Genomic DNA, 12934 nt, shown 5'->3' on the forward strand with positions numbered 1-12934 from the left:
GTCACACCCGTTCCCATACCGAACACGGAAGTTAAGCTTCTCAGCGCCGATGGTAGTTGGGACACGCGTCCCTGTGAGAGTAGGACGTTGCCAGGCACGAAAAGGACAATCTGAATACAGGTTGTCTTTTTTGTTGTTTTTTCCTAACTATTTTCTAGTCAAAAAGAGCATTCCTTAAGAATGCTCTACCGGACAACATTTATTGATTTATTACTTCCACAAACTTTTGCACTTCCTTTGAATACTCGTACATAAGCTCAGGTTCCGCTTTGGATAATATTAGTTGATGCCCCGCCAACTGCACATCAGCCTTTCCCTTTTGGACAAGTAGAGGTGTGAGCAGTTCCCCCACATTTTCTGTTCCATCTAAAGCATAAATCCAAATATAGGATTCTGCAAGATTGTCACTCGCAGCGAGGACGACCTCAGGTTCCCCATCTCCTGTAAAATCATGTTCCGTACTCGAGAGGGAGTAACCCTCTTTCAAAATCATGTTCTCATCAAAGGGGCTTGCTTCAGATGGGGCTGTCAGGTCTAACAGGTATTTTCCATCCTGATTATCAGTTAATATGATACTTTGCTTACCGTTCTGAACTTGTCCATAAATGGTTTTAGCTCTTTTTCCCTCCATATTTATTGAGAAAGTCTGTCCGGCCGCTCCTAAATAGGTAGGTTTGAAGGAATCTAAGGTCACAATCGATTCAGCCGTTTCCTCATTCCTATCCTTCGATGCTGCGCCCTTTGCCGTCCCCGTTGTTTTTACGACAGGTCCAGGCGTTTTGTCTTTACTGAAAAACTTATTTATCCCGTACCAGGCTCCACCACCAACACCGCCAAACAGTACAAACATTACCAAGAGTTTCAGGCCATACTGTTTTAAAAATTTCACTAGAGGTGGGGCCTTTTCGGTTTCTACTTCTTTTAAAAAATTTTTAAGGCTGTAGTTTTTAATTAATTTTAGTTCTTTTCGAAGAGATTTATTTTTCCAAATTGATTCAGGGTGGCTGACTAAATACTTTTTCAACGATGCTTTAAAAAATGGGTACAGGTCAATTAGTCTTGTATTACCACGAATAAAGGCGACAATTGTTTGGTCGTCACAGTTTTTTATCAGGTATTCCAATAAACCTTGATAGTCTACCCCGCTGCCCTCCGTTTCAAAAGCCATGAATAATAGCGGAAAATACTCAGGATTAGACTGGCTGCGCAGGACTTGTTTAAGTGTGCTTCTCATTTTCCCGCGAGTTGCACCGTTCAAGGCTCCGAAATTATACGTATCTGAATGTGCGGGATTGCTGACTACCTCATAAAGGGCCTTGATAATCAGATAATTTTCCTTCACCTTTGGATCCTTTATATCTCTAACATTTAGTCCCTTTGTAAAAAGCTGGCCAAAGGACATGATTTCGGTTACTGTCAGTTCCTCTAGACGAATAGAACGCAATAAGACGATTATTCCATTTGCGAGCAATTCCATTTTAAAGTGTTTAAATTCAGTGCTTTCCCGCTCGATGGAAAAGTTCTTAATGGCCAAGATATCCTTAAATGAAAGATAGGTAATCGCCGAAGACAGCTTTTTTATGGAAACAGCTTTAAATGTTTCATTTTCTAAAAGAGTGTGTAATTCCAACATTTGTTGTAACTCGGAAAGAATTTCGTCGACTCCAGCGGCTGGTTTAAGTCGTTCCATCACATAGACTTCAAGGAGCCCATTATAATCAGGATGGTTATTCATAAACAAGACGATGGATTGATAAGTCTCTTGGTCCTGTTCAATTTCCTTCCATAACTTATGGAAAAGCGGATCTCTTTGATGATGGTTCAATGTCTCGAGTATGAAGAGAGTGGCCTCATCAAATCTTAGAATTGAATTCAAAGAAACAACGGATTGGATGTAGTCGAGAGCTGTTTTCGGATCTGCGGCCATTTTTTCCTGATGAAGCAGCTTCAAAAAGAGATCCACCAAATCGGCTTTCTCTGCACAATTTACCTGCAAGAACTTTTGTAAACTATGTAAAAAACCAAGTTTATTTTTTTCATAGTATGAAGTATCTTGCCGTGATAAAGTTAAAAACAAGTCAGTCAGCTGATAGTAGCTTGAGAGTTCCAGCTTTTGTACTTCAGGTAAACCGGCTAATGAATGGTCAGCAAACTCAAGGAATGAATCGATTCGATCTAATCTTGAAAAATGTTCGAGTACATAATCCAAATACTCATGCGTCTGACCGCCAATATCTACACCGGAGATTCGCTCAGCGGCAAAGTCAAAAATAAACTGTTTTTCGATGCTTCGATCGGCTGTATTTAATGTTCCCGGCTCAAAAAATGTAACATGGATATAATTCTTGCTCTCCGGTGCACTAGTAAAGGTAATCGCTCCAAGTTTTCGGCGATAAGCATAGGGTAAATATACCGAAATTAGCTCTAAAAGTAATAGGGCGTAGTTCGTATAGTCTTGCAGCGGCACATCCAGTGAAATAAAAACCTTTTTCTTGCCTGCTATGGAGGTCATCACAGCAAATAAAAGCTGCTTGAATTGATCCTCGCTAATCGCTAAGCGGACTAACAATTCATCTTTTACTGCGAGAATATCGGTCGTGTTATATTCAACTGCCTCTACGTCAGGCAGGACCATCCCAGATTCGATATCATAAGAGGTGTGAAACTCGTTCCATTGAAATAATCTTTCCGGCTGTTTGACCCACTCATCCTTCAGACCCGGAGGAATAATATAGTTATGCATAAAATACGTGCTGCGGCTCCCCGTAAAATCCGCGGGAACAAAGACTGCCTGACCGATGACAAGATCACCGGTTTCAGGCTGAAAAAGGGTCACGGCCTCTGGATAGTATGAGGGATCTTTTTCGCCGCGTTCCGTTAAGGTCTTTGGTGCGTGATACATACAAAAGGGATGTAAGTATTTTTTTACAAAGTCTTTATCAAGGCTCTCGGAAATGGCAATGGTATCATATCCGTCAGTAGCATGAAAAACGCCGCCCCGTTCGCGTGTATAAATTTGCTGTGCTATCAACTTGCCGGTCACTTCTCATTTCTCCCTTCTATATAGCCCAACTTATAAAGCAGCCAAATTAATGGTTCATCGACACGAATCGGACTAATAATCCCACTGACCTGTTGATCGACAGGATTACTGCCGAGGGCCGATACGGCAAAATAGGAGGTATCCCGAAAGTAAACATCAAGGGCATTCACAAATGGGGTATCAACTTTTGTTAGGAATCTTCTAATCTCCCCGTTAATATTCTCGTACTCATCTAAATTTAAGAAACCCCGGTGAATCACATGGCGAAACACATTACTATTTGTCCGGATATAGTCTCCATCATCATGTTTTAAGGAATTTAAGAGATCGCTCTTTGTCAAAACAACTGCCGTTGGAATATCCGTTTTGCTGTTTTCGAGATGGGCAATAAAATCTCCAAACAGGGAAATGACCACCTCGCGCGGCTCATCGCCTTGACCAACAATTTTCCCAGGATTTTCACCCATTTGATGGATTAGCTTTTCACGGATGGCGCGGATTTGCATTGGATCCACCAAGAATAAAATCCCTGAAGAGTTTTTGATATGTGCGGCATGAAGCTTGATATAGTCCATGTCTGTCATTCCTTCGCCTGCTACATCGAAAAAGACGAGCGTTAATGGGGCTTTGTCATCATCCTTAAAGATGAATTGAAAAATAAACGGCTCCTGGCGGTTCGATTTCTCGGTTGATTGTAATAGACTGCCATTTTCAAAGAGTGGAATTTCATAGTTCACTCGAAATCGTTTACTAATCTCGTTATCAAGCGGAATACATGCTGCATCGAAATTGTTGGCCGTCACATGCTGAAGGGTATGAATCAGCGATGTCATATAAACAGATTTACCCACCGATGTTGCGCCGACAATGGAAACGATGTTACTTGGATATTTCCCCGCAGTGACGGGAAGATCATTATGGCAGGAAGGGCAAAGGCGATATCTCGTCACAATGGAATATTTATCAGATACGCCCATAAGAACACGGTTGGAATAAATTTTGTTTTCATCGGGAATCATTGAGGGATCGATAATCGCCTCGAGCTCATCGATGGGGGCAAGCCCAAATTTTTCCCTGTATTTGTTTAACAATTCATCTTCTTGTAGCGCTAATGTTTCATCATCGTCGCGGTGATGGGCGGCACGAAAAACAACCTCTTCATGCTGAAATTTCGAAAAGCAATAAGGACAAACAATATCATAAAATGGCAGCCTTTCCTTGGCCGGTTGTTTTTTTTCAAACATTCGTTTAAGCAGTGCGAACATACGGATAGTCTCCCTTATTGTGGAATTAACTCATAGCTTTGCGCTGATTTCTTTCCATCGCTAAAAAAGATGCGAATAAACTCATTTTTATCAATTTCTATCTCTGGCGGCACAGTTTTCCCGGAGGGGAACTCGCGCACAAATGGGTAGACGGTTCCATCTTCAACCGAAACGGGAACTCCTCCGTTTTTTTTCACATACACTAACAGATCTTTTTCGAGTGGCAGTTCGGTCATAATGGACATCTGTACTTTTTTGCGTGCCTGGAAAAGCTTATTTTTATAGGAAATGGAATAATAAATTCTTGCTTTCGAACCTGAAATATAAATGAGATTATGATCATTTTCCTGGTTGAAAACAATCAGTTTACCCTCCCGCTTTTGGCAGGGAAGAATGCGATATGCCGTGCGGCCAATCCCATCAATCCTGCCAAGATAGCCTTGATTTGCCTTATATTCCTCCCGTGTGTAAAGCTTTAGGTCCTGTAACTTGAGCGCGTGGAGAGGCTTCATATTTTCAGTAGAAGTTTTATAAATATAGACAAAGTCAACTGACTTTGGCCAAAACCATGTTAAATGAGCATCGGAATCTCGTATTGTCTTTTTAATATCCTTAATTTCATGATCAGGAGAAGAAATGGTTTCCCAATTCACCAACAATCACCCAATTTCTAATAGAATACATTTGCCATGGACTCGAGCTTGATTTTCAAGGTAAATCTTTTCAAAAACATTCGTTAATTCGTTCGCAATATCATCAGGCGGTTTTATGTTTGAAAAATTAAGAGAGTACAAGAATTGAAAGAGTTGTCTGCTAAACGGACGCCTCCGCTTTGGAGTGGAATTCAAATCCCTCATTACAATAGGCTTTGTAGTATTTTTCACCATTACGATAGTACATTAGGTCCGTTAAGTGAAATCCGCCCATGAGGGTGAGCTTTTCAATCCCGCTTGCCTTCTTTTCATGGGCACATCCGACTTTGTATTGTCTTGTTTCATGTTCTTTTTCTAAGGCGTACTCCATGAACTTACTGTAAAAATCACCGAAAAAGTATTTTTCTTCATAGCGGTGTTCCTGTGTGTAATTAAATACTTCTATCTGTATAGGCGATTGATCATCAAGGCGGTTATATAACTGCTTAAATAATTCACTTTTTGACAGAACTTCCTGGTTTTCATAATAGGTCATGACATTGGCCCGGTCTAACAGTTCATCCTCAAAGCTGCGATGGAACTCCTCTTGGGTGAGCACCTCACGACTGCAAACATGCAGGACCCGTTCCAACAGTGACTTGGTTCCTTTTTCAAGCAACAATGTGAGGCTGCCAAAAAAGCGATCGTCAGTAAAGAAGTGAGCCCCCCGTTTCTCCTTTAATTTTGCGGTAATCCTTTTCAAGATTTCTTCATAATATTCAGGGATATTTTTATCTAAATAATCATCTGCCTCATAAAGACTTTCCACTGCCATCTGTTTCAGATAGGAACCCACTTCGTTCAGATGTTCCATTTTGGTTCGTAATTTCAGGTGGTTTTCTTCAAGTACCTCTAAGTACTGCTTCAGAATTTCCCGCTTTACGTCAAGCTTAATGATTTCATACTTGGTGCCATACACCGCTTCAAATAAGTAGTGTAAAAAATTGTGCAGATTCTTTCTTTCGGAAAAAGGAAGATAACTCTTTTTAAAATCACAGCTATCGACCAGTTGCTGATAGTACTGCTCGAGCCATGCTTGTTTTTCAACTTGTTCATTTTTTGTGTCTTGGAGCATTTTGTGGATTTCATTGATGACACTCATCTCCGAACTATTTGAACTAGCGGTCCAGATGTAGGCACAATATAAACCGTATTGTTCATGATGAATCACCTGCTCATCAAGGCAGCGTTGGATTTGTACTTTCAAATTTAGCTGTGTAAGTCGCTCACGGACAGGTTCTTTGAAATTGGCAGCAAAGAATTGTTCCGTACCTCCTTCGAACAAGTAATCCTCCGCATCTCTGACCGACATTCGTTTTACCGTTTGATATGAATTTGTGGTACCAATTAATGCGTTCATATCTGCAAGCTTGTCAATGGAAGGCAGACATTTATGATAATACGTTTGAAAAGAAGAATCTGAAAGGGCAAATAAGTTAAGCACTTTTTCCCTGGGCTTGGAAATCGGCGCTTTCAATGCTTCCATCAGTTCATTATAAAAATAGCTTGCCGCATAAAGAGCAATCGCCTTGTTGGGACGATTTACCTTGGCAAAGCCAGCTGAGGCATAGACTGGTTCGTTTGAATTTCCACGAATTCCCTTACGAAAGGCTGCATGATTATAGCTGTCCATCTTTTCGTGATAGTCCTTGATCATCTTACGGTTTTTTAAAAGATTAAGATTACTGATGATTGCATAGTTTTGCAGCACGGCTTCACTTGATAGTAAGCCATCTTCATTTTTATCGCTTAGTAAATACACCATGTCGAAGAGTGGGGAGGGTGTGTGACTCACCGGCAGCCGAAGGTGATCTTCTGTCAACTGGAGATCTTGCAGAAAGGTGTATTCATCGCGTTGATAACGATCTAATTCTTTGAAAAAACTAATCCCAAGCGAGGTAGAGAGAGCAAAGTTAGTGCCGTCCTGTTTTTCCTTCATTAATCCATAGAGGTCAACTTCGACCAATCGGAATGATTCTTGAAGAATACTTTTTAGCAGTAAGGTGAATTCTTGAATAAGAATATTCGCCGGGTCATCAATTGCCGTGACTACGCACAGGTTTACTTTTTGAAGAGAGGAATACATCCTTCCATACTCTGCTATTTTTGAAGAAAGCAGACGATAGGCTTTATTTAGTTCAATCAATTTATCTTCATCTTGATAAAAAGCTTCATAGATATCCTTTCGCTGAGTTTTACGATCAATGTTATGGTCTGGCAGTTGAATAGAAAGCACGTTTGGATTCGTAATTGTCTCTGTTTGACAGGCGTGAAAATATAGCACACCTGAACTGTTATGCCATTTTTCTTCATTAATAGTCATAATTGATTTTAGGGCATCCAAGACGAGGTCCCCGATAAATAAGAAAACTATTGGATGGTTCACACTCCGCTGTTCATTTACTTCAAGTGTCATTTTTTCTAGTTGGTTGGAAAAGGTGTGTGCATAAGTTTGTAAAAGGTCTCTCAAGTTGTTTCCCCCCTCATCAGAAAAACAATAGTAGTATTCTACTTTGAAAATTGTCTAGCACCCAAGCGCTTGCGCTTTTATAATAGGCGGGCCACAAGCATATCCTGCATGTGGCCACATCAATTCTGCATCCTATCAATCTTTCATTATGATTTTAACTGACGGAGCATTTCCTGAACTTTAATCATCATGTTTTTATAGAAGGTGTACAATTCTTCACCGTTCACAAAATCCTTGTAGTCATAGTCAAGAGCTTCTTTTTCCTTTTGATAGGTGGCAGCCATTTCCTCTAAGGCAGAAATCAGCTCAATTGCCTGATCCTGGCTAACCAAGTCATTGCTCCTGCGTTCCGACTTTTTCTCGAGCTGGGCCATTTGTTTAGGATTCAACTTTTTGAACGCTTGATAAATCTCAAAATCTACAAATTTTGTCGTCTTCATCAAGTTCACGAATGGTTCCCAAGCATCCTCCTCAATCTCTTTATCGAAAACGTAAAGAGCACCCCTTTTTCGAATCGTCTTTGTATAAACCGCCTGGATAAACTGATTCAGGGAGACCTCTCTATCTTTTTGTAAGTCAATAAATTGCTCAATCTCTGCTATTTTCTCTTGAATAAGGCGATATTTTCGGACTTCTAACTTCACCTTTTCAATCAGTTTTGGTGAGCGAATGAAGTTTTCTTTGGCTAATTCCAAATTGGTGCTTCCGAAAATATCACTTACACCATCTGATTCCAGCCCGCCTGAGGACATGTCTTTGAGCTTCGTAAGCACTTGTTTTAGATTACCGAGGCTTGCCTTTTCAATCTGATTCGGGTCAACTTCATACTGTGCATATAAATCTGGCAGACTAATCTCTTTTGTAAAATGGCATTGGAACCGTGCGCTTGTATTATGATCCGCATTTTTTTCTGAGATACATTTGAATCCGGAAGCCTCATCAAATAGGGTGCGAACACTAGCATTGTATTGCTTGATGCGCTCATTTTGGTACGTATCCCCCCAGGACTTTTCCGGAATCGGTGATGGGAGGTAGGCCCAGTTTTCTTTATCCGTTTGGACGAGATGGCGGCCGACGCCTTCTTTTTCTAAGATGGTCTTTTCATAGGAAGTTTCGTAGATAGTTAGTGGCGAATAAGCAAATAAAGGAATCCCATTTTTCGTGTTCAACCAGAATATCCGGTTCTTCAATTCGCTTTCTTTAATCGTGAAGCGGGAATGACTCAAGGAATGCTTCTCGAAATTTTTAATACCATTGAAAATATTCGGCGCCTTTACTGGTACAGAGACAAAGCCCCACTGCGGGAAGTGCAGCTGTCCGTTACTGTTGGCAAGATGGAACACAGGCAGTGCATCCCGATCAAGCCGTGCGGCAATCTTATCTTCAATAATTTTGTCAATCGGCTGATCCTCACCGTATTTCATTCGTAAAAAGTCTTCCATTGATTTGGTTATCAATTCTCCGAATTGGTCGGTTAAGAATTCAGATACCGTGCTAACGACATCCACATCTGATTCCTTGACCCAATAGGTTGATTTCTCCAAAAGCATTTCAGACCACTGCTGAACCAATAATTCGCCGTCCTTAGAATCAAACATCCGCTGGATTTCTCGGGCTACATCCGGTACACTGACCAAATGCCAATAATAGGTGACATCGTTATCGTGTTTGACTTCCTCACCATCAACCAGGATATCCGCATTCTTTTCAAAGATTCCCTTTAACGTTTCAAGGATTTCTTTATACACTTCATAGATTTTATTGTTTTGACTATTGAGAAGCTGATATAAGTCCTCATAGAATTCAATCATTTCTTCAATTCGGACCTTTTCAGCGCGGGCATCATATTCATTCAGCTTGGCCTCAATATAGGCATTCTTTTTGCGATCCTTTGAGATAAAGGCACTTCTGGCATCTTCAAGTTTATTTAAGGCATATTCCTGTTCAGACTGAATCGCTCTTGGTAAGCGCTCTAGGCGGTCGCGAAGTCCTTCCATATAAGCCTGCAGGGTTTTTAACAAGCAGAATCCATCATTTGAATAGATTAAACGGGATGCATAAATCGGTCCTTTTTTCGGGTGGAGGAACAGGCGCTCAATTTGGCGGCGGAACTCTTCCATAATCTCTCCAGGGAGCTGTTTCTTACATTTACGATACTGTTCTTGGGCTTTAAGTAAGAATTCACGATCTAATTCGTCATCAATATTAATAACAGAAGTTTTAATCACGTTGTTGTAAGAAAAGCGGTCACTATTTTCAAAACCGGATAACGGCTCTGGAACTCGTTCATTAAAGCGGTGATGGACAGAATCTGGATCTATCCGCAGTTTTTCTAAAAATTGCTCGACCTCTGTTTGGTCAGGACCTGCTTCAAACATGCTGTTCATTTTTTCAAACAACTTATAGCCGATATAGGTGGTCATTTCCTCGAGCGGAATTTCTGCCATCGAGGCACCGATAATGTTGTATTGATAATTGGCGGCATATGGCTTTGGCATTTGGGCAATATTGGTCCGGATGTTACTGATATAATCGTGAATCGCGAACTCTTCACCCGATTTCTTTTCTTCGTTAGCCATGAAGTTGGTAATATTTTCAGCGGTGACATTCATGCAGTAATCATATGCGTTCTCGAGCCATTTTCCTTCTAGGTTCGTCCCGGAAATTAAATGACAGAGATTAAACGGCGGCATGGGAGAGTTAACCTCCAAGAGGCTGCCGTACCTCTGTTTGAATCGTTCATTTCGTTCATCGGCATTCATCCAGTAATCGAGTTCTTTTAAGGCAGCATAGCCATTTTTCTCAATGTATTCAACAGTGTGTGAGCTAAGGCCGCGTTTGGATAAATTCACATCTGGTGTGAATAGGTAGCCCAGAATACTGACCTTATCCACGCCGGTCGGGCCAAATTTACGCTCCATAATCCCGCGGGTAATATAGGAAATATCAAGATAGCAGCCACTGCCAGTACCGCCGGACAGGCCGGTTAGGATGAAGACATATAACCGTTTATTGGTCCCTTCTAGGACCGCTTCAATTTTACGTTCAATCGTTTGGACGACCTGGTTGATTTTAGTGAATAGAAGTAATCTGCCAGCTTGACGAACACCCGATGCTCCGCTGATTCCATCCGTAATGAGGAGTTCTGGTGAGAGCCATTCTTTTATATACGGCTCAATCGTACTGCGATTTTGGAGCAGGCCGCCGATTTCCGGGTTGGAAAGGAGGACAAATTCTTTATTTGAATCAAGGCCGATGCCTTTGTACTTTTTATTTTTGTCATACTCATTGGTTTCAAAGGCTAAGAACTCAATATTATTGGGCTTATCCTTTTTCTTTTTGGATAAAGGGTCTTGCGGGAGCTTGAAACGGCGATTGACTTGATATTTCAAGCGTAATAGGGCATCGATGCCTGTGCCGCCAAGGCCAATGACCAGCATTGGATTATCTATGGTATCAACGCGGATTTTCTCTGAAATAATCCCTCCGCCTAAGGAAACATCTAACTGCTGAATATGCTCTCTCACACTTGCTCTCATGCAAAAATTCCTCCTTGGCTGTAAAAATACAAACTCTCACAACTATATGACGAAAACGATCGTAACTAGGATTCAATTTAGGGTGCCAAGCTCAATAAAAGGTGCCTGACACCCTGTCTTTTTCATTAGCTTATATACTCTATAAATATGGACTTATTAACCCTTTTTAGAACGATACGCAGACGGTCATTTTTCTTTATTTCGAAGCCTTTTTTGGCATCAATGGCGCGTCCGCCTTTTTCGACGGTACTTTCAGAGTTATTGATGAGCAGAAGCTTATCACCGGCAGTTGGTTTGAAAATGATTTGCTCGGTTTCGGCAAACTCAGGTGCCAGTGCCAGAAGCTGATGCATGCGAAATTTCCCTTTAAAGCCTTTTAATTTTTTGTATTGCGGGTTGGTGCGTTCACCTGTATCTTCATCTTTAATTTCCACAACCATCTGCCCGCTAAAGCCGCGACTCGCTTGCTTCTTTTTGGTTAAAAGAAAAGAAACAATGGCAGCAAGCAGGAGGGCACCAACGACAGCAGCTATGACATACAGCCATGGAAAAGTCTTCTCATCTTCTGTATTTGCTGGTTTAACGGCTGCAGGAGATTTGGCTGTTGTCTGAACAGTAATCTTTTGAGGAGCGGTTTCCCGGAAAAAGCTATTGTCTTCCGCTTTGACCATCACCTCATAACTTGAGGCATTCCCTAGCTTGAATTCTCCTGTAAAACCCTGACTATTTGAATTTAGAGCAACTTCCTTAATTTTTCCTTTATCGAGGTCTTTTACAAAAAGTGTTGCTTTCATTGATTGATAGATTTCTTTTTCAGAAATGGCCGTTCCATTATCTTCAAAAAAGGCACCAATCTTGACGGTATCAACTGCTTTGTAGCTCTGCTTGGCAAGTGGTTGGAGTTTAAGCTGTAAATCATAGTTAAAAACGAGATTAACATCGATCTTATCCTTATCAACGCCTTTAACTCTCAGCGTCCAATCACCTTGTTCGGGCTTCAACAGTTTTACCATTGAGTAGGTCCTTGATTTGGAGAAAAGGACTTGGTCTGAAGGGATGGCGAGTTCTTGACCGGCAGGATTAACAAGTTTTACCTCAACAGGTTTGCTAGAAATCAACGAGATGTTGGCTTCTAAAACATTTTCATTCGGAACATGCAGGCTGATATCCTGAAATTGACCGTTCCCGACAATTTGATCGACCGGAACAATTTTCAACTTAAGGTGGTTGGCAAAGATTTCACTAAGGATGCCAGGCAGCTGATCGGCTGAACTTGCTTCGAAGAATTTACCGTTTGTCCGATTGGCGACATCAGTAAGAACATCCTTGTTCAGCGTGCCGTTGGCGTTCAAACCAATCGTATAGATCGGATATCCCTTTGCCTTTGCGGCAGCGATAGCTTTTTCCAAATCGCTATTCGCTTCTTTAACAGTCCTAGCCTTTTTAGGATTCAACTCATTATTTCCATCAGCAAGAAGGACTATCAGCGGGGCGTAATTCTGTTCATGGCTGGAATCGAGTACATTTACCGCCTCTTTCACCCCGGTTGATAAATCTGTATACGTATATTTCTCAAGTGAATCGATGAAATCCTTCAGATCCTTCTTATCTTGATTCGAGCGGATTTTAACTAATGCTTTTTCACGCATGACCGCATCTGCATAGGCGATGGCGCCAATCTTATCACCATTAAAGGAAGCCATATCGATAAACATCTTCATTGCTTCATTGCTAATATTCTTTGGGTCGCTGCTTTTCATTGAATTACTAACATCCACCACCAGCATCCCTTCAATTCGGGAAGTGGAATTTATTGGACTTGCAGCACGTACACTATAATAGTTCATGCTGCAGAAAAGACACGAGATTACTATCAAACTACTTATCCATTTTTTTATCATTTGTGTGCAACCTCCAACAACAGT

General features: G+C 41.1%; 7 protein-coding genes and 1 rRNA gene. 1 reads left to right on the top strand and 7 read right to left on the bottom strand.

Going from position 1 to position 12934, the window contains the following annotated elements:
- Positions 1-96: ribosomal RNA gene (gene rrf / locus BR30_RS35450) — 5S ribosomal RNA — on the top strand; the annotation flags it as partial.
- Between the two features lie 103 nt (positions 97-199).
- Here the strand turns inward: rrf and BR30_RS0126685 are convergent.
- The 7 genes from BR30_RS0126685 to BR30_RS0126710 form a co-directional block, all read right to left on the bottom strand.
- The gene (locus BR30_RS0126685; protein ID WP_026567693.1) at positions 200-3043 is read right to left on the bottom strand and encodes a GAP1-N2 domain-containing protein; all 2844 of its coding nucleotides are present in this window, start codon (positions 3041-3043) and stop codon (positions 200-202) included.
- Positions 3040-4308 carry a TRAFAC clade GTPase domain-containing protein gene (locus BR30_RS0126690; RefSeq protein WP_026567694.1) on the bottom strand — a complete coding sequence of 423 codons (1269 nt, stop codon included), beginning with the start codon at positions 4306-4308 and terminating at the stop codon, positions 3040-3042. The genes BR30_RS0126685 and BR30_RS0126690 overlap by 4 nt, the downstream gene beginning before the upstream one ends.
- 14 nt (positions 4309-4322) lie before the next feature.
- Positions 4323-4961 carry a hypothetical protein gene (locus tag BR30_RS0126695; RefSeq protein WP_035446257.1) on the bottom strand — a complete coding sequence of 213 codons (639 nt, stop codon included), beginning with the start codon at positions 4959-4961 and terminating at the stop codon, positions 4323-4325.
- 6 nt (positions 4962-4967) lie between these two features.
- Positions 4968-5102 (bottom strand): hypothetical protein, encoded by a 135-nt coding sequence (locus BR30_RS38570; RefSeq protein ID WP_269320655.1) that lies wholly within the window; start codon positions 5100-5102, stop codon positions 4968-4970.
- 19 nt (positions 5103-5121) lie between these two features.
- Positions 5122-7470: a hypothetical protein gene (locus tag BR30_RS0126700; RefSeq protein WP_026567696.1), complete on the bottom strand. Its 2349-nt coding sequence runs from the start codon at positions 7468-7470 to the stop codon at positions 5122-5124.
- A gap of 146 nt (positions 7471-7616) precedes the next feature.
- Positions 7617-11009 carry a tubulin-like doman-containing protein gene (locus BR30_RS0126705; RefSeq protein ID WP_026567697.1) on the bottom strand — a complete coding sequence of 1131 codons (3393 nt, stop codon included), beginning with the start codon at positions 11007-11009 and terminating at the stop codon, positions 7617-7619.
- 125 nt (positions 11010-11134) lie between these two features.
- Complete coding sequence (locus BR30_RS0126710; protein ID WP_231507828.1) at positions 11135-12856, bottom strand: vWA domain-containing protein; 1722 nt, start codon at positions 12854-12856, stop codon at positions 11135-11137.
- Positions 12857-12934: the final 78 nt, after the last annotated feature.

Source organism: Bacillus sp. UNC41MFS5, from assembly GCF_000686805.1.

Coding starts and splice junctions, on each gene's coding strand:
- BR30_RS0126690 (WP_026567694.1), bottom strand. CDS start 4,308: ATGTTCGCACTGCTTAAACGAATGTTTGAAAAAAAACAACCGGCCAAG.
- BR30_RS0126705 (WP_026567697.1), bottom strand. CDS start 11,009: ATGAGAGCAAGTGTGAGAGAGCATATTCAGCAGTTAGATGTTTCCTTA.
- BR30_RS0126710 (WP_231507828.1), bottom strand. CDS start 12,856: ATGAACTATTATAGTGTACGTGCTGCAAGTCCAATAAATTCCACTTCC.